The organism is Rugamonas violacea, assembly GCF_016461825.1.
Classification (GTDB): domain Bacteria; phylum Pseudomonadota; class Gammaproteobacteria; order Burkholderiales; family Burkholderiaceae_D; genus Rugamonas.
Genome location: NZ_JAEMNU010000016.1, coordinates 83,155 through 108,019 on the forward strand (window position 1 = coordinate 83,155; position 24,865 = coordinate 108,019).

The 24,865-nt window shown below is 67.3% G+C and carries 25 protein-coding genes; 21 read left to right on the forward strand and 4 right to left on the reverse strand.

Annotation, left to right across the window (positions count from 1 at the left end; genetic code table 11):
- The first annotated feature begins 74 nt into the window (after nucleotides 1–74).
- The 9 genes from H7U20_RS02905 to motD all read left to right on the forward strand — a co-directional run bounded on the left by H7U20_RS02905 (nucleotide 75) and on the right by motD (nucleotide 10,375).
- Entirely contained in the window at nucleotides 75–1,082 is a 1,008-nt protein-coding gene (locus H7U20_RS02905; RefSeq protein ID WP_199518108.1) for a fumarylacetoacetate hydrolase family protein, read from the forward strand.
- A 254-nt stretch (nucleotides 1,083–1,336) separates the two neighbouring features.
- The gene (flhB, locus tag H7U20_RS02910) at nucleotides 1,337–2,521 is read left to right on the forward strand and encodes a flagellar biosynthesis protein FlhB (protein WP_199518109.1); all 1,185 of its coding nucleotides are present in this window, start codon (nucleotides 1,337–1,339) and stop codon (nucleotides 2,519–2,521) included.
- Nucleotides 2,522–2,529: 8 nt separating this feature from the next.
- A complete protein-coding gene (gene flhA / locus H7U20_RS02915; RefSeq protein ID WP_304621707.1) occupies nucleotides 2,530–4,629 on the forward strand; it encodes a flagellar biosynthesis protein FlhA in 2,100 nt (699 codons plus the stop codon).
- A gap of 79 nt (nucleotides 4,630–4,708) precedes the next feature.
- Entirely contained in the window at nucleotides 4,709–5,674 is a 966-nt protein-coding gene (locus H7U20_RS02920) for a DUF4351 domain-containing protein (RefSeq protein WP_199518110.1), read from the forward strand.
- Between the two features lie 239 nt (nucleotides 5,675–5,913).
- Nucleotides 5,914–7,302, forward strand: coding sequence for a flagellar biosynthesis protein FlhF (flhF, locus tag H7U20_RS02925; protein ID WP_199518111.1), 1,389 nt, complete (start codon nucleotides 5,914–5,916; stop codon nucleotides 7,300–7,302).
- Nucleotides 7,295–8,119, forward strand: coding sequence for a MinD/ParA family ATP-binding protein (locus H7U20_RS02930; RefSeq protein WP_199518112.1), 825 nt, complete (start codon nucleotides 7,295–7,297; stop codon nucleotides 8,117–8,119). Before flhF ends, H7U20_RS02930 begins: the two co-directional genes overlap by 8 nt.
- Before the next feature lie 15 nt (nucleotides 8,120–8,134).
- Nucleotides 8,135–8,866 (forward strand): RNA polymerase sigma factor FliA, encoded by a 732-nt coding sequence (locus tag H7U20_RS02935; RefSeq protein WP_199518113.1) that lies wholly within the window; start codon nucleotides 8,135–8,137, stop codon nucleotides 8,864–8,866.
- Nucleotides 8,848–9,594: a flagellar motor protein gene (locus H7U20_RS02940; RefSeq protein ID WP_199518114.1), complete on the forward strand. Its 747-nt coding sequence runs from the start codon at nucleotides 8,848–8,850 to the stop codon at nucleotides 9,592–9,594. The genes H7U20_RS02935 and H7U20_RS02940 overlap by 19 nt, the downstream gene beginning before the upstream one ends.
- Before the next feature lies 1 nt (nucleotide 9,595).
- The gene (gene motD / locus H7U20_RS02945) at nucleotides 9,596–10,375 is read left to right on the forward strand and encodes a flagellar motor protein MotD (RefSeq protein WP_199518115.1); all 780 of its coding nucleotides are present in this window, start codon (nucleotides 9,596–9,598) and stop codon (nucleotides 10,373–10,375) included.
- Here motD and H7U20_RS02950 read toward each other — a convergent pair whose 3' ends face one another.
- Complete coding sequence (locus H7U20_RS02950; RefSeq protein WP_199518116.1) at nucleotides 10,376–11,017, reverse strand: FMN-dependent NADH-azoreductase; 642 nt, start codon at nucleotides 11,015–11,017, stop codon at nucleotides 10,376–10,378.
- A 100-nt stretch (nucleotides 11,018–11,117) separates the two neighbouring features.
- Here H7U20_RS02950 and H7U20_RS02955 point away from each other — a divergent pair, with 100 nt between their 5' ends.
- The gene (locus tag H7U20_RS02955; protein WP_199518117.1) at nucleotides 11,118–11,984 is read left to right on the forward strand and encodes a LysR substrate-binding domain-containing protein; all 867 of its coding nucleotides are present in this window, start codon (nucleotides 11,118–11,120) and stop codon (nucleotides 11,982–11,984) included.
- Between the two features lie 54 nt (nucleotides 11,985–12,038).
- Here H7U20_RS02955 and H7U20_RS02960 read toward each other — a convergent pair whose 3' ends face one another.
- The 3 genes from H7U20_RS02960 to flgA form a co-directional block, all read right to left on the reverse strand.
- Complete coding sequence (locus tag H7U20_RS02960) at nucleotides 12,039–12,506, reverse strand: flagella synthesis protein FlgN (RefSeq protein ID WP_199518118.1); 468 nt, start codon at nucleotides 12,504–12,506, stop codon at nucleotides 12,039–12,041.
- A 10-nt stretch (nucleotides 12,507–12,516) separates the two neighbouring features.
- Nucleotides 12,517–12,822: a flagellar biosynthesis anti-sigma factor FlgM gene (flgM, locus tag H7U20_RS02965; RefSeq protein ID WP_199518119.1), complete on the reverse strand. Its 306-nt coding sequence runs from the start codon at nucleotides 12,820–12,822 to the stop codon at nucleotides 12,517–12,519.
- A 106-nt stretch (nucleotides 12,823–12,928) separates the two neighbouring features.
- Nucleotides 12,929–13,636 carry a flagellar basal body P-ring formation chaperone FlgA gene (gene flgA, locus H7U20_RS02970; protein ID WP_199518120.1) on the reverse strand — a complete coding sequence of 236 codons (708 nt, stop codon included), beginning with the start codon at nucleotides 13,634–13,636 and terminating at the stop codon, nucleotides 12,929–12,931.
- Nucleotides 13,637–13,815: 179 nt separating this feature from the next.
- Between flgA and flgB the strand changes: the two genes are divergently transcribed.
- The 11 genes from flgB to flgL all read left to right on the forward strand — a co-directional run bounded on the left by flgB (nucleotide 13,816) and on the right by flgL (nucleotide 24,843).
- Nucleotides 13,816–14,241, forward strand: coding sequence for a flagellar basal body rod protein FlgB (gene flgB / locus H7U20_RS02975; RefSeq protein ID WP_199518121.1), 426 nt, complete (start codon nucleotides 13,816–13,818; stop codon nucleotides 14,239–14,241).
- 2 nt (nucleotides 14,242–14,243) lie between these two features.
- On the forward strand, nucleotides 14,244–14,651 hold the full coding sequence (flgC, locus tag H7U20_RS02980) for a flagellar basal body rod protein FlgC (RefSeq protein WP_099414727.1): 408 nt from the start codon (nucleotides 14,244–14,246) through the stop codon (nucleotides 14,649–14,651).
- A 30-nt stretch (nucleotides 14,652–14,681) separates the two neighbouring features.
- Entirely contained in the window at nucleotides 14,682–15,365 is a 684-nt protein-coding gene (locus tag H7U20_RS02985) for a flagellar hook assembly protein FlgD (RefSeq protein WP_199518122.1), read from the forward strand.
- A gap of 52 nt (nucleotides 15,366–15,417) precedes the next feature.
- Nucleotides 15,418–16,965, forward strand: coding sequence for a flagellar hook protein FlgE (locus H7U20_RS02990; RefSeq protein ID WP_199518123.1), 1,548 nt, complete (start codon nucleotides 15,418–15,420; stop codon nucleotides 16,963–16,965).
- 77 nt (nucleotides 16,966–17,042) lie between these two features.
- Nucleotides 17,043–17,783 (forward strand): flagellar basal-body rod protein FlgF, encoded by a 741-nt coding sequence (gene flgF, locus H7U20_RS02995; RefSeq protein ID WP_199518124.1) that lies wholly within the window; start codon nucleotides 17,043–17,045, stop codon nucleotides 17,781–17,783.
- An 82-nt stretch (nucleotides 17,784–17,865) separates the two neighbouring features.
- Entirely contained in the window at nucleotides 17,866–18,648 is a 783-nt protein-coding gene (gene flgG, locus H7U20_RS03000) for a flagellar basal-body rod protein FlgG (protein WP_199518125.1), read from the forward strand.
- 70 nt (nucleotides 18,649–18,718) lie between these two features.
- The gene (locus tag H7U20_RS03005) at nucleotides 18,719–19,375 is read left to right on the forward strand and encodes a flagellar basal body L-ring protein FlgH (protein WP_199518126.1); all 657 of its coding nucleotides are present in this window, start codon (nucleotides 18,719–18,721) and stop codon (nucleotides 19,373–19,375) included.
- A gap of 2 nt (nucleotides 19,376–19,377) precedes the next feature.
- Nucleotides 19,378–20,508: a flagellar basal body P-ring protein FlgI gene (locus tag H7U20_RS03010; protein ID WP_199518127.1), complete on the forward strand. Its 1,131-nt coding sequence runs from the start codon at nucleotides 19,378–19,380 to the stop codon at nucleotides 20,506–20,508.
- An 11-nt stretch (nucleotides 20,509–20,519) separates the two neighbouring features.
- Nucleotides 20,520–21,521: a flagellar assembly peptidoglycan hydrolase FlgJ gene (flgJ, locus tag H7U20_RS03015; protein WP_199518128.1), complete on the forward strand. Its 1,002-nt coding sequence runs from the start codon at nucleotides 20,520–20,522 to the stop codon at nucleotides 21,519–21,521.
- Between the two features lie 82 nt (nucleotides 21,522–21,603).
- Complete coding sequence (gene flgK, locus H7U20_RS03020) at nucleotides 21,604–23,565, forward strand: flagellar hook-associated protein FlgK (protein WP_199518129.1); 1,962 nt, start codon at nucleotides 21,604–21,606, stop codon at nucleotides 23,563–23,565.
- Between the two features lie 21 nt (nucleotides 23,566–23,586).
- Nucleotides 23,587–24,843: a flagellar hook-associated protein FlgL gene (gene flgL / locus H7U20_RS03025; RefSeq protein WP_199518130.1), complete on the forward strand. Its 1,257-nt coding sequence runs from the start codon at nucleotides 23,587–23,589 to the stop codon at nucleotides 24,841–24,843.
- Nucleotides 24,844–24,865: the final 22 nt, after the last annotated feature.

The window sequence follows — 24,865 nt, forward strand, 5'->3', positions numbered from 1 at the left end:
CCCCCCCCGGCTCTTTGTCCTTGGGTGGTGTTGCCGGCGCCGCTGCCATATTTCCTTTCTGTGCTGAATCCAATATGAAACTTGCAACAATCAAGGACGGCAGCCGCGACGGCCAGCTGGCCGTGGTGTCGCGCGACCTGAAGACGGCCCAGCTGGCCGACGGCATCGCGCCGACCCTGCAGCGCGCGCTGGACGACTGGGCCTTCATCGCGCCCCAGTTGGACCTGTTGTACCGCGAGCTGAACCAAGGGCGCGGCCGGCGCGGTTTCGACTTCGAGCCGGCCAACTGCATGGCGCCGCTGCCGCGCGCCTACCAGCGGGCCGATGGCGCCGCCTATTTGAACCATGTCGAGCTGCTGCTGCGCGCCGGCGGCGCCGAGCTGGCGCCGGCCTTGCGCGAGGAGCCGCTGATGTTGCAGGGCGGCGCCGACCTGCTCGGTCCGCGCGACGACATCGCCCTGCCGCACGAGGAATGGGGCATCGATTTCGGCGCCGGGATCGCCGTCATCTGCGACGACATCGGCATGGGCGCCACGCCGGACCAGGCGCACCAGCAGATCCGCCTGCTGATGCTGGTCAACGACGTCGCGCTGCGCAATCTGCTGCCGGCGGAGCTGGCCAAGGGCTACGGCCCGCTGCAGTCCAGGCCGGCCGGCGCCTGCTCGCCGGTGGCGCTCACCCCCGACGAGCTGGGCGACGCCTGGAAGGGCGGCAAGCTGCACCTGCCGCTGCGCTCGAGCTGGAACGGCAAGCTGGTCGGCCAGCCGCAGGCCGGCGTCGACATGGCTTTCAACTTCCCGCAACTGCTGGCCCACCTGGCCAAGTCGCGCCAGGTGCGCGCCGGCGCCGTGGTCGGCGGCGGCACGGTGTCGAACGGGGGCGGCAAGCGCGGCTATTCCTGCATCGCCGAGCAACGTAGCCTGGAGCTGCACGCCAAGGGCCGGGCCAGCACGCCCTACCTGGCCTTCGGCGACAGCATCCGCATCGAGATGCTCGACGAGGACGGCAAGTCGCTGTTCGGCGCCATCGAGCAGAGCGTGACGCGGGCGGTGGCGCCGGCCGACACGCGCCGCGGCCGCTGACGGCCTTGGCGGGCGGGGCCGAGGCGGCGCCGCAGCGCCCGACGGCGCCGGCGGAGAATCCGGCGCGCCCGACCCGCCCGACCCGCCCGACCGGCCCAACCTGCCCAACCCGCCCGACCTGCCCGGCGCGGCCGCCGCGGTCGCTGTATTTCTGCTAGGAAACTGCGAGCAGGCCGGGAAAAGCGCGCGTATTCCGCCGATGGCGCCGCGCGGCGCCGGTCGATAATGGCTGCTAATGAATCCAGGAGCAGTTGATGGCTGAAGACAGCGACGCCGAAAAGACCGAACCCGCGTCAGCGAAGCGCCTCGAGCAGGCGCGCGAAGAGGGTGACGTGCCGCGCTCGCGCGAAGTGGCCACCTTCACCGTCTTGATGACGGCCGGCGCCGGCCTGTGGATGACCGGCAGCGACATGGTGCGCCAGCTCAGCTCGGCCCTGGTGTCCGGCCTGGCGCTGGACCGCGAACAAGTCTTCAATTTCGACGTGCTGGGCACGCGCATCCTGACCGACGTCACGCGCGTGCTGCTGGCCTGCCTGCCGCTCGGCGCGGCCGTCATGCTGGTGGCGCTGGCCTCGCCGCTGCTGGTCGGCGGCTGGCTGTTCAGCGGCAAGGCGGTGGCGCCCAACCTGATGAAGCTGAACCCGATGCGCGGCCTCGGCAATATGGTGTCGAGCAACGCCCTGGTCGAGTTGCTCAAGGCGATCGCCAAGACCCTGGTGGTCGGCCTGGTCGCCTGGCTGGTGGTGCTGGCGCAGAAGGAGGCGGTGCTGGGCCTGATGGTCGAGCCGCTCAAGCTGGGCACCGTGCACATCCTGCACATGATCGGCAGCAGCTTCCTGTTCATCACCGGCGCGCTCGGCCTGATCGCCGCCATCGACGGCCCCTACCAGATGTGGCACTACGCCAACAAGTTGAAGATGACCCGCCAGGAAGTGATCCAGGAGTCCAAGGAGTCCGACGGCAATCCCCAGGTCAAGGCCAAGATCCGCCAACTGCAGCGCGAGATGGCCAAGCGCCGCATGATGGCCGACGTGCCGACCGCCGACGTGGTGGTGACCAACCCGACCCATTACGCGGTGGCGCTGAAGTACGCCGACGGCACGCGCGGCGCGCCACGGGTGGTGGCCAAGGGCAGCGACGAGGTGGCCGCGAAGATCCGCCAGATCGCCAAGGAAAACAATGTCGCGCTGCTGGAGGCGCCGGCGCTGGCGCGGGCGCTGCACAAGCACACCGAGATCGGCGACGAGATCCCGGAGGCGCTGTACGCCGCCGTGGCCGAGGTGCTGGCCTACGTCTTCCAGCTGCGCAGCTTCAGCAAGAACGGCGGCCACAAACCCGACCTGCCGGCCAAACTCGAGGTGCCGGCCGAGCTCGACCCGCTCAACCCGGCCGCCCAGCAGCAACGCGACGACACGAATAACAAGGGAGCGACACCATGAACAGCTTTATGAGCAGCATCCGCCTGCCGGCCTGGATGAGCGGCATGTCCGGCGCCGCCAACAAGAGCCTGGCCGCGCCTATCCTGATCATCATGCTGCTGGCGATGATGGTGCTGCCGCTGCCGGCCTTCATCCTCGACATCTTCTTCAGCTTCAACATCGCGCTGGCCATCGTCGTGCTGCTGACCAGCCTGTACACGGTCAAGCCGCTCGACTTCATGGCCTTCCCGACCATCCTGCTGATCTCGACCATGCTGCGGCTGTCGCTCAACGTCGCCTCGACCCGCGTCGTGCTGACCGAGGGCCACACCGGCGCCGACGCGGCCGGCAAGGTGATCGAGGCCTTCGGCCACTTCCTCATCGGCGGCAACTACACGGTCGGTATCGTGGTCTTCATCATCCTGACCATCATCAACTTCACCGTCGTCACCAAGGGTGCCGGCCGGATCGCCGAGGTGGGCGCCCGCTTCGCCCTGGACGCCATGCCGGGCAAGCAGATGGCCATCGACGCCGACCTGAACGCCGGCCTGATCGGCGAGGCCGAGGCGCGCAAGCGGCGCAGCGAAGTGGCGCAGGAGGCCGAGTTCTACGGCGCCATGGACGGTGCCAGCAAATACGTGCGCGGCGACGCCGTGGCCGGCATCCTGGTCACCGTCATCAACGTGGTCGGCGGCCTGCTGGTCGGCCTGCTGCAGCACGACATGGCCTTCGCCGACGCGCTGAAGAACTACACCCTACTGGCCATCGGCGACGGCCTGGTGGCGCAGATCCCCTCGCTGGTGATCTCGACGGCGGCCGGTATCGTCGTCTCGCGCGTGGCCAGCGAGCAGGACATCGGCACCCAGGTGATCGACCAGCTGTTCGCCAAGCCGCAGGTGCTCTACATCACCGCCGCGATCGTCGGCGGCATGGGCCTGATCCCCGGCATGCCGAACCTGGTGTTCCTGCTGCTGGCCGGCGTGCTGGCCGGCTCGGCCTACCTGATGTCGCGCAAGGGCCGCAGCGCCGCCGCCGTCGAGCCGGAAGCCGAGGCGCCGGCGCCGGCCGCGCCGGAGCAGGAGGAGGCCAGCTGGCAAGACATCATGCCGGTCGACACGCTGGGCCTGGAGGTCGGCTACCGCCTGATCCCGCTGGTCGACAAGACCCAGGGCGGCGAGCTGCTCAAGCGCATCAAGGGCATCCGCAAGAAGTTCGCCCAGGAGGTCGGTTTCCTGGCGCCGCCGGTGCACATCCGCGACAACCTGGAGTTGAAGCCGTCGGCCTACCGCATCACGCTGAAGGGCGTCGAGGTGGGCAACGGCGAGGCCTTCAACGGCCAGTTCCTGGCCATCAATCCGGGCATGGCCAGCGGCACGCTGCCCGGCCTGGTGACCACCGACCCGGCCTTCGGCCTGCCCGCCACCTGGATCGACGCCGCGCTGCGCGACCAGGCCCAGGGCATGGGCTACACCGTGGTCGACGCCGGCACCGTGGTGGCGACCCATCTGAACCACCTGATCACCAGCCACGCCTCCGAGCTGCTCGGCCGCGCCGAGGTGCAGTCGCTGCTCGACCATCTGAGCAAGGAAGCGCCCAAGCTGGTGGAGGACCTGGTGCCCAAGCTGGTGCCGCTGTCGACCCTGCAAAAAGTGCTGCAGAACCTGCTGGCCGAGGGCGTCCACATCCGCGACATGCGCTCGATCATCGAAACGCTGGCCGAGCACGCCGTGCACATCCAGGACCCCAACGAGTTGACGGCGCTGGTGCGCATCGCGCTGGGCCGGGCCATCGTGCAGCAGCTGTTCCCCGGCGCCGCCGAGCTGTCGGTGATGACCTTGGACAACCGTCTGGAGCGCTTGCTGATGCAGGCGCTGGCCGCCAGCGGCGCCGACGGCGCCGGCATCGAACCGGGCCTGGCCGACACCATCGCGCAGCAGGCCCAGCAGGCCGCCGCGCAGCAGGAGGCGTTGGGCTTGACCCCGGTGCTGCTGGTGCCCGGTCCGCTGCGCGCGCTGCTGTCGCGCTTCCTGCGCCGCGCCCTGCCGCAGTTGAAGGTGCTGTCGCACGCCGAAATTCCTGAGAGTAAAACCATCCGCGTCACCGCGCTGGTCGGCGCCCAACCGGTCTGATCCGAGCAGATCGCCCCGCGTCGCGCCCGGCCTTGCGCCAGGCCGGGGCGGGGCGCCGGCGGCGCGCTAGACTGGTCGCATGGCCACGCCGGACGACGACTACGATACGCCTTGGAAAAATGCCGTGCTGCGCTATTTTCCCGAGTTCATGGCGTTCTATTTCCCGCAGGCGCACGCCGCCATCGACTGGTCGCGGCCGCACGTCTTTCTCGACCAGGAGCTGGCCCAGCTGGTGCGCGACGGCGAGCTGGGCCGGCGCCGGCTCGACAAGCTGGTGCGGCTGGCCACCCTGGCCGGCGGCGAACAGTGGGTGTTGCTGCATCTGGAGGTGCAGGGCCGGCGCGAGAACGCCTTCGCCGAACGCATCTTCTGCTACAACTATCGCGTCTACGACCGCTACCGGCGGCCGGTGGCCAGCCTGGTGGTGCTGGCCGACCGCGGCGCGTGCTGGCGGCCGAGTTCGTTTTCCTACAAGCTGTTCGGTTGCCGGATGGGCATCGATTTTCCGGTGGTGAAACTGATGGACTATGCCGGGCGGATCGAGCCCTTGCTGGACGATCCCAATCCCTTCGCCCTGCTCACGGCGGCCCACCTGCTGACGCGGCAAACCAAGGGCCTGGCGCATCGCCGCCGCATGGCGAAATGGCGCCTGACCAAGCTGCTGTATCAGCGCCAATGGGACAGGCAGCGTATCATCGACCTGTATAGCGTGATTGATTGGTTGATGCGTTTGCCGCCGGAAATGGAAGCGCGCCTGTGGCAGGGCATCGTGCAAATGGAGAGGAGGAAGCTCATGCCGTATCTTACTTATGGTGAAAGGCTGGGTCGCAAAATGGGGCTGGAGCAGGGCTTGCGGGAGGGCTTCATGGAGGGACGGCAGGAAGGGCAGCAATTGCTTCTGTCGCAGCAGTTGAACAAACGCTTCGGCCCCTTGCCGGCGGCGCTCGCCGAGCGCCTGGCGCAGGCCGACAGCGAACAATTGACCGGCTGGGCCATGGCCTTGCTCGACGCCGCCAGCCTCGACGAGGTGTTCGGCAGCAAATAGTTTTACCGCCTGGCCGCGCTGTTTTGGCGGCCTCGGCGCCGGGGCGGCGAAATGCGGCCCCTTTCCGGTCCTGTTCCAGCGATCGTTTCCCACGTGCATCGTCAATAATCGAACCATCAGAGTGCACCGTGTCCCCATGTAGAGGGCGCGGCGCTCAAGTAACAGGAGTAGATGATGGCCACTTATTTCGATGCCGGCACGCCGGACACCTGCGCAACCCAGAGCCTGGGAGGCCGGCCATGAACGTCAAAAAATTCACCGCGCCGACCTCGCGCGAAGCGCTGCGCAAGGTGCGCGACGCGCTCGGCCCGGACGCCGTGATCCTGTCGAACCGCCAGGCCGACGGCATCGTCGAGATCCTCGCGCTGGCCAACGACGACGCCGCCTCGCTGGCGATGCCGTCGCCGCACTCGCCGATGGCGCAACCGCGTCCGCAACTGGACCTGCCGGCCGCGCCGACCTACAGCGCGCAGCAGTCGACGCCGCCGGCCGCCGCGCAAGCGCAGCCGCAAGCGCAAGCGCAACAGCCGCCGCGCCGCGCCGCCCAGCCGCCGGTGATGGCCGTCCAGGCCGCCCAGGCCGCGCCGGCCGCCGGCGCGCTCGACCTCGAACGCATCTCCGAACTGGTGGCCGCCGCCGTCGCCGGCGTCAAGCAGAACGCCGCCGCCGAGATGACCGGCATGATGAGCGAGATCCGCGCCATGCGCGGCATGATGGAGACCCAGCTGGCCGAAATCGCCTGGGGCTCGACCCAACAACGCGAGCCGCAAAAGGCCGCCGTGCTGCGCGAGATGCTGGCCGCCGGCTTCTCCGCCAGCCTGGCGCGCTACCTGATCGACAAGCTGCCGGCCGACCGCGACGCCGCCGAGTCGATGCGCTGGATCCGCACCGTGCTGACCCGTAACATCAGCGCGATGAGCAACGAGGACGCCTTGATCGACCAGGGCGGCGTGTTCGCCCTGGTCGGCCCGACCGGCGTCGGCAAGACCACCAGCACCGCCAAGCTGGCGGCGCGCTGCGTGATGCGCCACGGCCCGGACAAGCTGGCCCTGATCACCACCGACGCCTACCGCATCGGCGGCCACGAGCAGCTGCGCATCTACGGCAAGATCCTCGGCGTGATGGTGCACTCGGTGAAGGACGAGGCCGACCTGCGCATCGCCCTGAAGGAATTGCGCAACAAGCACACGGTGCTGATCGACACGGTCGGCGTCAGCCAGCGCGACCAGATGGTGACCGAGCAGGTGGCCATGCTGGCCGGCGCCGGCGCCGACGTCAAGCGCCTGCTCTGCCTGAACGCCACGGCGACCCAGGAGACCCTCAACGAGGTGGTGCGCGCCTACCAGGGCAGCGGCCTGGCCGGCTGCATCATGACCAAGCTGGACGAAGCGGCCTCGATCGGCAACGTGCTCGACGTGGTGATCCGCCAGAAGCTCAACCTGTTCTACGTCTCCAACGGCCAGCGCGTGCCGGAAGACCTGCACCTGGCCGATCCGGCCTACCTGATCGACCGCGCCTTCAAGCTCAAACGCGACAGCGCCGCCAGCCAATACCTCGACGCCGAGCTGCCGCTGCTGATGGCCGCCGCCGGCAACGATAGCAACCTGCGCGAGGTGCGTCTTGGCTAATTTCGATTTCGACCAGGCCGAAGGCCTGCGCCGCATGCTGGCCGGCCCGGCGCCGCGCATCGTCACCTTCCTCTCCGCCACGCCGCAGGACGACAAGGGCGCCATGCTGGTCAACCTGGGCGCCTCGCTGGCGCGCGCCGGCGACGACGTGCTGCTGGTCGACGCCTGCGCCAGCGCGCACGGCGTGGCCAGCCGCCTCGGCCTGGACGGCGGCGACAGCCTGCTCGACGTGGCGCGCCAGGAACGCGCGCTGAACCAGGTGGTGCACCAGGTGCCGCAGGGCTTCGCTGTGGCGTCGATGACACGCGGCGCGCCGCGCTGCGGCCCCGACGAGGCGCGTCGCCTGGCCAAGACCTTCGACGTGCTGGTCAAGCGCAGCGGCGTGGTCATCGTCGACGGCGAATTCGACGGCACGGCCTTCCCGGTGCCGGTCATGGCCAGCTCGGAGATCGTGGTGCAGGTCTCGGCCAGCGCCACCTCGATCAAGGCGGCCTACAGCATGATCAAGCGCCTGAACCAGGAATTGGGCCGGCGCCCCTTCGGAATTCTGGTCACCGGGGCTTCCGAATCGGAAGCAAAAGTGGTATACGATAATATGGCGCAAGCGGCGAGCCGGTATTTGGCCGTCAATCTGGTTTCCATGGGATCGGTGCCGGCCGACGAATACCTGCATCGTGCCGCGCGTCTGGGACGCGCGGTGGTCGACGCGTTTCCGCTGGCCGGCGCCTCGGTCGCGTTTCGTCAACTGGCCGGGCGCTTCGCGCTGGCCGGATCGTCATCTTTGCGTACGGGGAGTAGCAACCATTTTAGCGCTTAACGAATAATAGACTTTATGTATACGGTCAAAGGGAAAGCGGACAAGGACTCACTGCTGATGGAGCACATCCCGTTGGTCAAGCGTCTCGCGCATCACATGAAGGCCAAGCTGCCACCCAGCGTGGAGGTGGACGACCTGGTGCAGGCCGGCATGATCGGCCTGCTCGACGCCATCAGCCGCTACGAGGAGACCCACGGCGCCCAGTTCGAGACCTACGCCGTGCTGCGCATCCGTGGCGCCATGCTCGACGAATTGCGCAGCAGCGACTGGCTGCCGCGCAGCATGCGGCAGAACATGCGCAAGATCGAAACGGCGATGAGCACACTGCAGCAGCGCCTCGGCCATCCACCGAGCGAATCGGAGGTGGCCAAGATGCTCAAGCTGTCGCTGGCCGACTACCAGGAGATGCTGTCGGACGGCGGCGGCCACCAGCTGGTCTACTACGAGGACTTCCACGACGACGACGGCAACGACAGCTTCCTCGACCGCTACTGCTCGGACGAGGAGAGCGACCCTTTGCGCTCGCTGCTCGACGGCGATTTCCGCCAGGCGGTGATCGACGCCATCGACGCGCTGCCGCCGCGCGAGAAGATGCTGATGGGCCTTTACTACGAAGAGGAACTCAACTTGAAAGAAATCGGCGCCGTGATGGGCGTGTCGGAATCGCGCGTGTCGCAGTTGCACACGCAGGCTGTGGCGCGTTTGCGCGCATCGTTACGGGAGCAGGCATGGACTGGGCCAGTGTAGTCGGGGTGGTGCTGGCGCTGGCCGGCATCATCGTCGGCCAGGGTATGGAGGGCGGCAAGCTCGGCTCGCTGTTGCAGCCGGCCGCCTTCGCCATCGTGGTGGTCGGCACCTTGGGCGCGGTGCTGCTGCAGACGCGTTTGCCGACCTTCCTGCGCGGCCTGCGCATGCTGCGCTGGGTCTTCGCGCCGCCGAAGGATTCGCGCGCCGCGCTGGCGCGCGACATCAACGCCTGGGCGCTGGCGGCGCGGCGCGACGGCCTGCTCTCGCTGGAGCGGCACATGCTCGCCTCGAAGGACAAGTTCAACACCAAGGGCCTGCGCCTGGTGGTCGACGGCATCAACCCGGACAAGCTGCGCCAGCTGCTCGACACCGAGATCACCGCCTACGAGACCGAGGAGCGGCAGGCCGTGCGCATCTGGGAATCGGCGGCCGGCTACTCGCCCACCATCGGCATCCTCGGCGCGGTGCTCGGCCTGATCCACGTGATGGAAAATCTGACCGATCCGAGCAAGCTCGGCGCCGGCATCGCCGTCGCCTTCGTCTCGACCATCTACGGCGTCGGCCTGGCCAACCTGTTCTTCTACCCGATCGCCAACAAGCTCAAGGCCATCGTCACCCAGGCCGTGCACCAGCAGGAGATCGCCGCCGCCGTGTTCTACGACATCGCCAGCGGCGACCATTCGCGCGTCATCGACGAACGCGTCGCCACGCTGCTGCGGGAACACTGACATGCAGTACCGGCGCGCGCGCAGGAAGTTCGACGACGAGGTCGAGAACCACGAGCGCTGGTTGATCTCCTACGCCGACTTCATCACGCTGCTGTTCGCCTTCTTCGTGGTGATGTACGCCATCTCCTCGGTCAACATCGGCAAGTACAAGGTGTTCTCCGACGCGCTCGGCGACGCCTTCGGCGGCGCCGGTTCGGCCCAGCCGATCAACACCCAGGTGCCCAATCTGCCCATCCCCAATCCCGCCCTGCGCCGCCGCACCGAGCTGCTGCGCAAGGAGAAGGAGCATATGACCAAGCTGGCGCAGGACCTGTTGTCGACGCTGGCGCCGTTGGTCAAGGAGGGCAAGGTGAGGGTGACGCAGAACAGCCGTGGCGTCAGCGTCGAGATCAACGCCAGCGTGCTGTTCGATCCGGGCGAGGCGCGCCTGACCAGCGAGTCGACCGAGGCGCTGCGCGCCGTGGCGGTGCTGCTCAAGGACGACAGCCACGAGGTGCAGGTCGAAGGCCACACCGACAATCAACCGATCCGCAACGTGCTGTTCCCGTCCAACTGGGAGCTGTCGGCGGTGCGCGCCAGCAGCGTGGTGCGCCTGTTCATCGCCGCCGGCGTGGCGCCCGAGCGGCTCACCGCCGTGGGCAAGAGTTCGAACGTGCCGGTCGCCCCCAACGAGCAGGCCGAGGGGCGGGCGCGCAACCGCCGCGTCGCCGTCACCATCCTGTCCGGCCTGCCCGACACGGTCACCGAGCTGCCGACGCCGCCACGGCCGGCGCCGCAATAGTCAGTCCGCCGTCGCCGCCGCCAACTGGCGCGCCTGGGCCTTGGCCGCGTCGCGCGCCGCCGCGTCGACCTCGCTGCCCATGAGGGTCTTCTCGACCACCAGCGCCTGCACCCGCTCGACGCCGACAAAGCGCAGCCAGGCCTCGACGTACGGTTTCTGGAAATCGAATTCGCGCGCCGGCGTGCCCGAGTCGGCGGAAAAATCCAGCCCGCGGGCGTAGACGACGACGGCGCGCTTGTCGCGCAGCAGGCCGCTCAAGCCGCTCGCCGGATCGAAGGAGAACAGGATGTCCTTTTGCGACACCAGGTCGATGAACTGCTTGAGCTTGTACGGAATGCTGAAATTCCACAGCGGCACCGACAGCACCAGCACGTCCGCCTGGTGCATGCGCGCGGCCAGTGCGCGCAGCGTGGCCCAGGCGCTTTCCTGTTGCGGGCTCAACGCCACGCCGTTCAAGCCGGCGTACTTCGCCGCCATCGCGTGCTGGTCGAACTCGGGCAGCGCGCCGTCCCACAGGTCGAGCGTGCTCACCTGCGCGCCGGGGTGCGCCTCTTGATAGGCGTCGATGTAGGCGAGGGCGACTTCGCGCGAGGCCGAACGTTCCTGGCGCGGCGAGCAGGCGATGTGGAGCAATGTGGTCATGCTGAGTCCTTGGTGGTGTGGTTGAAGACGCCATTGGAACATATTTCATTTTAAAATATAAATTGAGTTATTATCGATAATTCAGTTTAATTTACGATATATGTTCGATACCCTCCTGCTGCAAACCTTTGTCGCCGTGGTGGACGAGGCCGGCTTCGGCCGCGCCGCCGTGCGCCTGCACCTGACGCAATCGGCCGTCAGCGGCCACTTGCGCCGGCTTGAGGAGCAGGTCGGCAAGCCCCTGCTCAAGCGCACCACGCGCTCGCTCGAGCTGAGCGCCGACGGCGCGCGCCTGATCGGTTACGCCCGCGCCATCCTGGCGCTGAACCGCGACGCCGCCGCGCAACTGGCGGGCGCCAGTTACCACGGCCGCGCGCGCGTCGGCATCGCCGAGGACTTCGCCGACACGGCCCTGCTGCGCGCGCTGCACGCCTTCGCCGACGAGTACCCGGGCATCCAGGTCGAGGCGCAGGTCGGCATACCGGGCAATCTGTTGCGGCAAATGAAGGAGGGCGCGCTCGACATCGTCGTCGGTTCGCAATGTGGCGGGCCGGAGCGCGGCCGCCTGCTGTGGCGCGAGCCGCTGGTGTGGGCGCGCGCGGCGCACGCCAGCGTGACCTTGCCGTCGCCGCTGCCGCTGGCCTTGTTCCCGGAACCGTGCCCCTACCGCGAGGCGGCGCTGGCCAGCCTGGCCCGCTGCGGCATGGCCCAGCGCACCGTCATGGTCTGCAACAGCATCGCCAGCCTGCGCGCGGCGGCGCTGTCCGGTTTCGCGGTGGCGCCGCTGCCCGCCAGCCGCCTGGGCGACGGCCTGCTGGCGCTGAAGACGGAGCAGGGCCTGCCGCCGCTGCCCGAGGTCGAATTCATGCTGTTCGTCGCCACGGCCGGCGACCAGGCGATGCTGGCGGCGCTGGCCGAACGGATTGTGGACAGTTGTCGCGCCCCCGGCGCCATGCAGCCGCAATAGTGCCGACAGCGCCGATGGCGCCGGCTTGGCGCGTGCAGAAAAATACGCGGGAACTTAGCCGACGATGAAACCGCGGCTGGGACTGACGCTGGTGGCGTGGCCGCTCGGGCCGTAGAAGTTGTTGGTGTGCGACTGTGGCCGCAAGGCGTTCAAGGCACCCTGGGTACGGCTCATGTGCTTGTTGATCAGCATGCCATTGACGCGGTTCAGTTCCTTGGCCTGGTGGGTCATGTCCAGCACCTGCCGCCACAGCGGGGTCGCCTGGGTTTCGCCGCTGGCGGCGATCCAGCCATCCATGCCGCTGTCCTGCGCGCTGAAGCCGGCGGCGCCGAGGGCGCCGTGGCGCTGGCTGGCCAGCACGGCCATCTGGTTGACCAGGGCCGATTTCACCGTCGTCACCGCCATCAGGGCGTCGATGTCGGCCGCCACCAAATGCTGCTGCTCTTGTTTGAGCAGGTCGAGCAGGGTGGTCATGGCTTGCTGCTCTTGAAGCAGACTCGACATTGGGGTGACGGAGGGCATGATGATGATCCTATCGTTTTCTGGAATGCAGCAGATCCTTGACCGTGTCTAACAGTCCATCCGCCACTTTTTCCGAGTTGACCTGGAACTGGCCATCGGCGATGGCCAGCTTGATGCGTTCGACTTTTTTCGTGTCGAACACGGCGTTGCCGGCGCCGGCGGCGCTGGCGGCGAGCGCCTGGCCTTGCGGCGACAGGCGTACGTTGTCGGCTTGCACCGGCGTCGCCACCGTCTTCTCGGCGCCGCGCGCGGTCGAAGTGGTGGTGGGCGAGGTCGGCAAGCCGGGGTTGCTCTTGATTGTATCGTTGATTTTCACAGCATCATCCTCGTCTGGGTGGAGCGTGATACTCCGGGATATAAGTCATTAACGGCGCCGGCGGCGCAAACTTTAGCACCGCACCGCCGAAGACCCGCATCCCTGCTCAAAACGCCACCTCCACCAGACCTCCCGCCTTGGCGACACCGTTCACTTGCTGGCCGCCGGCCGTTCTCACTTGCACCACCTGGCCCTCGGCCGCGTTGCCGAGCGCGCGCGCCTCGGCCGAGACGCTGAAGCCGGCACCGGCCGAGACCAGCCGCACCAACTGGCCCTGCACCACCACGGTCTTGCCGCGCAAGGTATCGAGGCGCATCGGTGTACCGGGAGGCAACGATGCCGTTGTGCTACGGCCGACCACCTGGGCCATGTCGGTGGCTATCCCCGCAGGCAATGTTGTCAGGTCGCCCTGCAGGAGCGCCAACTGGCTCGCCTCGATGGCCTGGCCCTGGGCCAGCGGCACGGCGCTGGCGATGTAGCCGGCCTGCACCGACACGGTGGCCTGGATATAGATGGTCCACGGCGTCGGCGCGCCGCAGCGCAGGCCCACCGTGGTGCGGCCCCAGGCGCGCGCGCCGGGCATCAGGAAGGCCTCCGGCGCGGCGCAGGCGTTGAGTTGCATGCGCGGGTCGATCGGCCCGACCTTCACCGTGACCTGGCCGGGCAGGCCGGCCGTCTGCACCTGGAGGAATTGCTCGACGCTCTGGCGCAGCACGGCGACGTCCTGGCGCGCCGGCTGGGCGGCCGGCGGAACGGACTGGGCCAGTGCGGCCTGTGACAGGCAGAGCAGGGCGATGAGGGGGCGCAGGGTCATGGTGTAAGAGTCCTTGGAATGTTGCCATGATAGCCGGGGCGGGGTGGGCTGAAGCCTTGAATAGGACGCGAAAGCGCGTTCTGCTCGCCCGATCGTCGGCGCCACGGCGGCCGTATCATCGTCGCTGTGATAACCAGTTCGTCCGCCCATCCGGGAGCGGACGGCGCCAGGAGCAAGCTATGTTAGGGAAACTCGACGATTACCTGCGCTTCAACGAGGCCGCGCTGAGCCTGCGCTCGCAGCGCCAGACCGTGCTCGCCTCGAACATCGCCAACGCCGACACGCCCAACTACAAGGCCCGCGATATCGATTTCTCCAGCGCGCTGCAGGGCGCCCTGGCACGCAGCAGCGGCAGCGCCAGCGGCCCGCTGCGCACCACCGCCGCCCAGCATTTCCCCAGCCCCCCGCAAGCCGGTGGCACGCTGCCCGACGGCACGGCGCTGCAGTATCGCGGCGTGGTGCAGGGCGCGGTCGACGGCAACACGGTCGACATGGACGTCGAGCGCAACCAATTCGCCGACAACGCCTTGCGTTACGAGGCCGGCATCACCCTCATCAACGCCCAGATCAAAAGCATGATGGCGGCGATCCAAGGAGGTAGTTAATCATGTCCTTATTTAATATCTTCAACGTCTCCGGCTCGGCCATGAGCGCCCAGGCGCAGCGCCTCAACGTGGTGGCGAGTAATCTGGCCAACGCCGACAGCGCCACCAGCGCCAGCGGCGAAGCCTACCGCGCCAAGCAGGTGGTGTTCGAGGCCACGCCGGCCAAGGATGGCGGCGCCTCGACCGGCGTGCGGGTCAAGCAGGTGGTGGAGGACCCGTCGCCGCTCAAGCAGGTCTACGACCCCAAGCATCCGATGGCCGACGACAAGGGCTATGTGTCCATGCCCAACGTCAACGTGGTCGACGAGATGGTCAACATGCTGTCGGCCTCGCGCTCCTACCAGACCAACGTCGAGACCATGAACGCAGCCAAGACCATGCTGCTCAAAACCCTGACCCTGGGCCAGTAAGCCGCCCAGCCGACCCGATAAGAGGCCACCATGTCCACCACCATAGATACCAACAGCGCGGCGCCGTCCGCCGCCCTGCTCAACACCGTCAACAGCAAGCCCAAGGCCGCCACCGACAGCGTCCAGGCCGACACCGACAAGTTCATGACCTTGCTGGTGACCCAGCTGAAGAACCAGGACCCGCTGAACCCGCTCGACAACGCGCAGATCACCAGCCAGCTGGCGCAGCTGTCGACGGTGACCGGCGTCAACAAGCTGAACACCACGCTGGAATCGTTGAAGGCCAGCTACCAGTCGAGCGAGTCGATGGCGGCGACCAACCTGATCAACCACGGCGTGCTGGCCAAGGGCAACACCGTGGCGTTGACCAGCAGCAAGGGCATCTTCGGCGTCAACCTGACCACGCCGGCCGACACCGTGCAGGTCGACCTGAAGAACGACAGCGGCAAGGTGGTGCACAGCATCAGCATGAAGGGGGTCGACGCCGGCACCCTGCCGCTGGTGTGGGATGGCAAGGACGACGACGGCAAGGTGCTGGCCGACGGCAAGTACACCATCTCCGTCACCGCCACCTTGGCCGGCAAGACCCTGAAGGACGCCATCCCGCTGACCTTCGGCACCGTGGCCAGCGTGTCGACCGGCGCCGGCGGCGTGAAAATGAATGTACCGACCATCGGCCAGCTGACCATGGCCGATCTGTATCAAGTGCTGTAACGCAGCTCCACAAACGTAGTTTGTAAGCCACCTCAATTGATAGGGGAATACCATGTTCCAACAAGGACTTAGCGGCCTGAACGGCGCGGCGAAATCACTCGACATCATCGGCAACAACATTGCCAACGCCAGCACGGTGGGGTTCAAGGGATCGCAAGCCCAGTTCGCCGACCTGTACGCCAACTCGCTCAACGGCGTCAGCGGCAATTCGGCGGGCATCGGCGTGTCGGTGGCGCGCATCGCCCAGCAATTCACCCAGGGTAATATCGAAACCAGCGCGAACCCGCTCGACATCTCGATCAACGGCGGCGGCTTCTTCCGCACCGTCGTCAACGGCGCCACCCAGTATTCGCGCAACGGCCAGTTCCAGCTCGACAAGAACGGCGGCCTCATCAACGCCCAGGGCGCCCAGCTGACCGGCTACCTGACCAACACCGACGGCGTCATCCTGCAGGGTTCGCCGGTGCCCATCACCATCGACTCGTCGGACCTCAAGCCCATCGAGACGAGCAAGGCGGCTCTTCAGATAAACCTGTCGTCGACTTCGCTGGCACCGACCAAGGTTCCGTTCAATGCCTTGCAGCCGGAGACCTACAACAAGCAAACCGTGCTGGACGTGTTCGACAGCCTGGGCGGCGCGCATGCGATGGGCATTTACTACGTCAAGACCGCCGGCGGCACTTGGGATGTCTACGCTTCCAACGATGGCGTGGCGGTCGAGGCAAAGGCGGCGGGGCAAGTGATGCAGGCCGATCAAGCTGTCAAGGATGCCCGTGCCGCTTATTTGGGGGTGATCAACGGCTCACCTGCGCCGGATGGTCCTACTATTTTGGCTGCGCAGCAAGCGTATTCGGCTGTGGCCGGCCCGGCGCTGCTGGCGGCGGCGCAGGCGGCCGGCGCCAGCCAAGAGCAGCAGGATCATTTGACCAGCTTGTTTACTGCACCGACCGACGTCGGCGCCATTGCCGGCAATACACCGGATCTGATCGATAAAGCCCTGACAGCCGGCCTGACCCTGCCTGCCGTCAAGGTTGGTACCTTGGTGTTCAACACCAGTGGCGAGCTGAGCCTTGCAGACATGGCATTGCTGACGCCGGCGCAATCGCTGCCGTTCAATATCGTGCTGCCTATCTTCCCGGACAACGGCTCCAAGCTGAACCTGAACATCAGCACCGACTTTACCGGCTCGACCCAGTACACCGGCACCACCAGCGAACGGCCGTCGAGCCAGAACGGCCAGTCGTCCGGCCACCTGGAGCGCTTCGCCGCCGGCGCCGACGGCGTCATCCTCGGCCAGTACAGCAACGGCAAGGCGCGCCCGCTGGCGCAGATCGTGCTGGCCAACTTCGCCAGCGTCGACGGCCTGACCCCGTTGGGCAACAACGCCTGGGCCGAGAGCGCGAGCTCGGGTCCACCGCAAATCGGCTCGCCCGGCGAGGGCAAGATGGGGGCGCTGCGCTCGCAGTCGGTCGAGGTGTCCAACGTCGACCTGACGGCCGAGCTGGTCAACATGATCACCGCGCAACGGGTCTACCAGGCCAATGCGCAGACCATCAAGACCCAGGACTCGGTGTTGCAGACCCTGGTCAACCTGCGCTAAGCGCGGCAAGTACGCCTTGCGGCCGATGACGGCCGGCGCCAGCGCCGGTCGCCTCGGCCGTGGGGCAGGAGAACACGATGGACCGTTTAGTCTATACCGCCATGACCGGCGCGCGGCATATCCTGGAGCAGCAGGCCAGCACCGCCAACAACCTGGCCAACGCCACCACCACGGGCTTTCGCGCCCAGCTCGATTCCTTCCGCGCCGTGCCGGTGGTGTCCGAGGGTTTGCCGACGCGCACCTTCGTGGTCGACTCGACCGTCGGCGCCGACATGCGCGCCGGACCGATCCAGACCACCGGCCGCAACCTCGACGTCGCCGTGCGCGGCGAGGGCTGGATCGCCGTGCAGTCGGCCGACGGCTCGGAAGCCTACACCCGCAACGGCAGCCTGCGCGTCAGCCAGAACGGCCTGCTGGAAACCACCAGCGGCCAGACCCTGCAGGGCGACGGCGGCCCGATCGCCATCCCGCCCGAGAGCAACGTCACCATCGGCGGCGACGGCACCGTCTCGGTCATCTCGACCGACACCAAGCCGGGGCCGTCGAACGTGCTCGGCCGCATCAAGCTGGTCAACCCGGACGGCAAGTCGCTGCTGCGCGGCGACGACGGCCTGTTCCGCCAGAAGAGCGGCGTGGTGGCCGAGAACGACCCGGCCGTGCGCCTGGTCGACGGCGCGCTCGAAGGCAGCAACGTCAACCCGGTCGACGCCATGGTCAACATGATCAGCCTGGCGCGCTCCTTCGAAACGCAAATGAGCCTGCTCAAGAACGCCGAGAACAACGCGGCAAAGGCCAGCCAGATCCTCGCTTTGAATTGACGCCCCCTGTCGCATAATCGTCGTGTGGGAGGTGCCGTGGCCGTGTTGGCCGGCGCCGCCGTCGCGATAAGGGAGAGGCAGCATGATACGTTCACTTTGGATCGCCAAGACTGGCATGGAAGCGCAGCAGACGCAGATGGACGTGGTGTCCAACAATCTGGCCAACGTCAGCACCAACGGCTTCAAAAAATCGCGCGCGGTGTTCGAGGACCTGCTGTACCAGACCGTGCGGCAACCGGGCGGGCAGTCGTCGCAGCAGACCAACCTGCCGTCGGGCATGCAGATCGGCACCGGCGTGCGGCCCGTGGCGATCGAACGCATCTTCACCCAGGGCAATCCGCAGTCGACCGGCAACGACAAGGACCTGATGGTCAATGGCAACGGCTTCTTCAACGTGCTGCTGCCCGACGGCACCACCGCCTACACCCGCGACGGCTCCTTCCAGCGCGACAGCAACGGCCAGATGGTCACCTCCAGCGGCTTCGTGCTGCAGCCGGCCATCACCATCCCGATCAACGCGCAAAGCATCACCGTGGGCCGCGACGGCACCGTCTCGGTGACGCTGCCGGGCCAGGTGGCGCCGGCGCAGATCGGCAGCATCCAGTTGTCGACCTTCATCAACCCGACCGGCCTGGAGTCGAAGGGCGAGAACCTCTACGTCGAGACCGGCGCCTCCGGCAACGCGCAGACCAACACGCCGGGCACCAACGGCACCGGCGTGCTGATGCAGGGCTATGTCGAGACCTCGAACGTCAACGTGGTCGAGGAGATGGTCAACATGATTCAGACCCAGCGCGCCTACGAGATCAACAGCAAGGCCATCACCACCTCCGACCAGATGCTGCAGAAACTGTCGCAGATGTAAGTGCGCGCCGAGCGCGACCCGCCACACCGATCAACTGGCCGCCGGCATCCGGGGCGGCAGGGAGTACGCCATGAAAATCTTGTCCTTAGTCGCCGTTCCCTCGGTCCTGCTGGCCCTGTCGGCCTGCTCGGCCATTCCCAGCTCCATCGTGCAGACGCCGACCACGGCGCGCCCGCTGGCGCTGGCCCAGCCGGCGCCGAACAACGGCGCGATCTACCAGCCCAGCGCCTACCGGCCGGTGTTCGAGGACCGCCGCGCGCGCCACGTCGGCGACCTGCTGACCATCCTCATCACCGAGAAGACCGCCGCCGTCAAGGCCGGCGCCAGCTCGGGCAGCAAGTCCGGCAGCGTCAGCGCGACCGTGCCGCATCCCTTGCAGAGCACCTTCGGCGCCGGCTTGTCGGCCAACGCGGCCAATAAGTTCGCCGACGCCGACAACCAGTCGGCCAGCAACACCTTCACCGGCACGATGGGCGTGACGGTGGTCGAGGTGCTGCCCAACGGCAACCTGATCGTCGCCGGCGAGAAGCAGATCGCCATGAATAAGGGTGTCGAGTTCATCCGCTTCTCCGGCATGATCAATCCCGACACCATCGCCACCGGCAACACGGTGGCCTCGACCGCCGTGGCCGACGCCCGCGTCGAGTACCGCACCAACAGCCAGATCGACCGCGCCGAGATGACCTCGATGGTCTCGCGTTTCTTCCAAAGCTTGTTACCGTTCTGATCATGGCCACCTCCACCTCCACCCCATTCAAGCGCCTCGGCCTCGCCGCCGCCACCACCCTGGGCTTGCTGCTGGCCAGCGCGCCGGCCGGCGCCGAGCGCCTCAAGGACCTGGCCAGCATCGCCGGCGTGCGGCAGAATCAGCTGCTCGGCTACGGCCTGGTGGTCGGCCTCGACGGCAGCGGCGACCAGACCACGCAGACCCCGTTCACGGTGCAGAGCATCGTTTCGATGTTGCAGCAACTGGGCGTCAACCTGCCGCAGGGCACCAGCCTGCAATTGAAAAACGTCGCGGCGGTGATGGTGACGGCTTCGCTGCCGGCCTTCGCCCAGCCGGGCCAGACGCTCGACATCACGGTCTCGTCGATGGGCAACGCCAAGAGCCTGCGCGGCGGCACGCTGCTGATGACGCCGCTCAAGGGCGCCGACGGCCAGGTCTACGGCATGGCCCAGGGCAACGTGCTGGTCGGCGGCGTCGGCGTGGCGGCCGGCGGCAGCTCGCTGCAGGTCAACCACCTGAGCGTGGGCAAGATCTCCGGCGGCGCCACGGTCGAACGCGCCGTCGCCTCGGCGCTGGGCGAGAACAACCTCATCAAGCTGGAACTGAACACCACCGACTTCGCCACCGCCAGCCGGGTGGTCGAGGCGATCAACGACAAGTACGGCAGCGGCATCGCCTACGCGCTGGACGGCCGCGTCATCCGCGTGCAGTCGCCCAGCAGCAGCGACCAGCGCGTCGCCTTCATCGGCAGCCTGGAGGACATCGACGTCAAGCCGGCGCGCCAGGCCGCCAAGGTCATCATGAACGCGCGCACCGGCTCGGTGGTGATGAACCAGACCGTCACCCTGGACACCTGCGCCATCTCGCACGGCAACCTGTCGATCTCGGTCAGCAGCGAACCGCAGGTCAGCCAGCCCAATCCGCTGTCGGGCGGGCGCACCGTGGTGACGCAGAACAGCCAGGTCGACATCAAGAAGGACGGCGGCAAGGTGATGCTGGTCAAGGGCGGTGCCTCGCTGGCCGAGGTGGTCAAGGCGCTCAACGCCATCGGCGCCACGCCGCAAGACTTGCTGGCCATCCTGCAGGCGATGAAGGCGGCCGGTTCGCTGCGCGCCGAGCTGGAAATTATTTAAGGAGCGGCGCGATGATTAGCCAAAACGACCTGTCGAGCAAACTGGCCATCGACGCCAAGGGCATGGGCGAGCTGCGCCAGTCGGCCAAGGCCGGCGCGCCGGAGGCGCTGAAGGGCGCGGCGACCCAGTTCGAGGCGATGTTCATCAACATGATGATGAAGAGCATGCGCGACGCCACGCCGCAGGACGGCATGATGGACAGCCAGCAGAGCAAGATGTTCACCACCATGCTGGACCAGCAGACCAGCCAGAACCTGGCCAAGAAGGGCATCGGCCTGGCCGACGTGCTGATCCGCCAGCTGTCGCAGACGGCCAGCGCGCAGGCGCTGGCGATCGGCGGCGACGGCGCGGCCGGCGCCGGCGCGGTGGACGGCGTTGCCGCCGGCGGCAACGTTGGCGCGGCCGGCGGCGTCGGCAAGCTGCTCGACGCGGCCATGCTGCAACGCTCGATCAACGCGGCCGGCGGCGCCGCCCCCTTGAGCGGCGCGGCGCTGGCCGCCGGCGCCTCGGCGGCCGGCACGGCGGCGACGGCGGCGGCCAAGGCGGCCCAGGCGCCGCACGTGCGCAACTTCCAGGAAAAACTCGGCAGCCACGCCGACGAGGCCAGCCGCGCCACCGGCATCCCGGCCAAGTTCATGTTGGGCCAGGCGGCGCTGGAGAGCGGCTGGGGCAAGCGCGAGATCAAGGGCCGCGACGGCAGCAACAGCCACAACCTGTTCGGCATCAAGGCCGGCGCGGAGTGGAAGGGCAAGGTGGCCGAGGCGGTCACCACCGAGTTCGTCAACGGCAAGGCGCAGACCCGGGTCGAGAAGTTCCGCGCCTACGATTCCTACGCCGACAGCTTCAAGGACTACGCCAAGTTGCTCACCACCAACCCGCGCTACGAGAAGGTGCTGGCCCACGCCGGCGACGCCAGCAGCTTCGCCCAGGGCCTGCAGCGGGCCGGCTACGCCACCGACCCGCAGTACGCCAGCAAGCTGACCCGCATCATCAAACATTCGCTGGTCGGCTGAGCCGGGCCGCCTGCCGCCGGGGCGGGGATCAAGTTTCCCCGTTTCCCGCCGATAACAGAACACATAGAGCGTTAGAAAAACCATGTCCAATTTACTCAGCATCGGCAAGACCGGCCTTCTGGCGGCGCAAGTGGGCCTGGCCACCACCGGCCACAACATCGCCAACGCCAATGTGGCGGGTTATAGCCGCCAGGTGGCGATCCAGTCGACCACGCCCGGCCAGGACATCGGCGTCGGCTTCATCGGCACCGGCACCGAGGTGGCGCAGATCAAGCGCCACTACGACGAGTTCCTCAACAGCCAGGTGCGCGGCGCCGAGACCGCGCAGGCCTCGCTGACCAGCTATTACAGCCAGATCAGCCAGATCGACAACATGCTGGCCGACACCACCAGCGGCCTGTCGCCGGCCATGCAGGACTTCTTCAAGGGTGTGCAGGACGCCAGCTCGAACCCGGCCTCGGCCGCCTCGCGCCAGGCCATGTTGTCGACCGCCAGCTCGCTGGCCTCGCGCTTCCAGGGCATCAGCGCGCGCCTCACCGAGATCGGCACCGGCGTCAACAGCCAGATCAGCACCACCGTCACGCAGATCAATTCCTACGCCAGCAAGCTCGCCGAGCTGAACCATTCGATCGCCGCCTTCAGCACCGACCCCTCGATCGCGCCGAACGACCTGCTGGACCAGCGCGACCAGGTGTTGACCGAGCTGAACAAACTGGTCAAGACCACCGTCACGCCCGGCGAGAACCACACCATCAACGTCTCGATCGGCACCGGCCAGCCGCTGGTGGTCAGCAACCGCAACTTCGAGCTGGCGACGGTGCCTTCGCCGACCGACGTCAACCGCCTGGCGATCGGCTACTCGACGGCCGGCCAGACCATTCCGCTGCCCGAGAGCGTGTTGAGCGGCGGCGCCCTGGGCGGCCTGTTGGAGTTCCGCAGCAACGCGCTGGACCATGCGCAGAACGCGCTGGGCCAGATCGCCGCCGGCCTGGCGGTCAGCTTCAACGCCCAGCACAAGCTGGGCCAGGACCAGAACGGCGCGCCGGGCGTCGACTTCTTCGGGCCGATCAACGCTTTGGTCGGCAACAACTCGCTGAACTCCAAGGGCAGCACGGCGGTGGTCAGCGCCGTCGTCAGCGACGCCACCGCGCTGACGTCGAGCGACTACGACGTCGACTACGACGGCGCCAACTTCATCGTCACCCGCCAGTCCGACGGCAAGAAGACCACCATCAACCCCTTCCCGCAGGCGGTGCCGCAGACCATCGACGGGGTCGACTACACGATCAGCGGCACGCCGGCGACCAACGACAATTTCCGCGTCCGCCCCACCGTCAACGCCGCCGCCGACTTCCAGGTGATGCTCAAGGACCCGGCCAAGCTGGCGCTGGCGGCGCCGATCAGCACCGCCGCGCCGCTCAGCAACACCGGCAACGGCAAGATCACGGCGGGCAGCGTCGACGTCAACTACCTGACGCCGGGCAACGCCCTGGCGGCGCCGGTGACCCTGCTCTACGACAAGGCCAGCGCCTCCTTCTCCGGCTTCCCGCCGAGCCAGGACGTGACGGTGACGGTCAACGGCGTGGCCACGGTGTATCCGGCCGGCACGCCGTCGATCCCCTACAGCGACGGCGCGGCGATCAGCTTCGGCGGCATCAACCTGAGCATTTCCGGCACGCCGGGCGACACCGACACCTTCACCGTCGGCCCCAACACCAGCGGCGTCGGCGACAGCCGCAACGGCGTGCTGCTGGGCGCGCTGCAAACCAAGAACGTGCTCAACAACGGCAACGCCAATTTCCAGACCGGCTACGCGCAGATGGTCAACTTCATCGGCAACAAGACGCGCGAGGCGCAGATCGGCGGCCTGGCCGCCGACGCCGCCGTGCAACAGGCGCAGAACGCGCAGCAGACCGTGTCCGGCGTCAACCTCGACGAGGAGGCGGCCAACCTGCTGCGCTACCAGCAGGCCTACCAGGCCTCCGGCAAGGTGATGCAGATCGCCAGCCAATTGTTCGACGTGCTCGTATCGCTGGGCCGCTAAGATTTCAGAAGAGGGTGCATCATGAGGATTAGTTCGAAAACCGTGTACGACGTCGGCGTCAACCAGCTGGGCACCTTGCAGACCTCGCTGGCGCGCACCCAGCAGCAACTCTCGACCGGGCGCAAGAACCTGACGGCGGCCGACGATCCGATCGCCAGCGCGCGCGCGCTGGAGGTGACCCAGTCGCAGTCGGTCAACACCCAGCTGGTGACCAACCGGATGAACGCCAAGACCTCGCTGTCGCAGGAGGAGGTGGCGCTGGCCTCGACCACTTCGCTGCTGCAGGACGTCAAGACCTTGACCGTCAACGCCGGCGACGGCTCGATGACCAAGAAGGACCGCGAATCGCTGGCCATCGAGCTGGAGGGCCGGCTGGCCGACCTGCTGGGCCTGGCCAACACCTCGGACGGCGTCGGCGGCTACCAGTTCGCCGGCTACAAGTCGACCACCGTGCCGTTCACCCAGACCGCCACCGGCGCCGCCTACCAGGGCGACCAGGGGCAGCGCGAGCTGCTGGTCGGTTCGACCCGGCAGTTGCCGATCAGCGATTCGGGCAGCGCCGTGTTCGAGAACAACATCACCGGCAACGGCACCTTCCAGACCGGCTTCGATCCGGCCAACTACGGCCGCGGCGGCACCGGCATCATCGCGCCCGGCTCGGTCAAGGACGCCACCCTGCTGACCGGCCACCAGTACGAAATCAACTTCGCCGTGGTGCCGGCCACGCCGGGCGTGCCCAAGGTGACCACCTACACGGTGATGGACCTGACCTTGAACCAGCCGGTGCCGCCCAATCCGGTGCCGGCCGACCCGATTCCCTACGCGACGGGGCAGAACATCACTTTCGACGGCCTGCAGTTCGACATCAAGGGCGATCCGGCCGACCTCGACCGCTTCACCGTGGCGCCGAGCCAGAAGCAGTCGGTGTTCGGCACCCTGACCGACCTGATCGGTGCCTTGCGCGCGCCGGGCGACGGCGCCGCCGGCCAGGCCAGCCTGAGCAACAAGCTCAACCAGGCCAACATGAACATCGACAACGCCCTCGACAATGTGTTGTCGATCCGCGCCGAGGTCGGCTCGCGGCTGAAGGAGCTCGACTACCTCGACAGCGCCGGCGACGACACCAATCTGCAGTACGCCACCACGCTGACCAACCTGCAGGACGTCGACGTGGTCAAGGCCATTTCGCTGTTCTCGCAGCAGCAGGTCACCCTGGAGGCGGCGCAGAAGTCCTACAAGACCTTGACCGGCCTGTCGCTGTTCAACTACATCGGCTAGTGGCGATGCCGGCACCGATCAA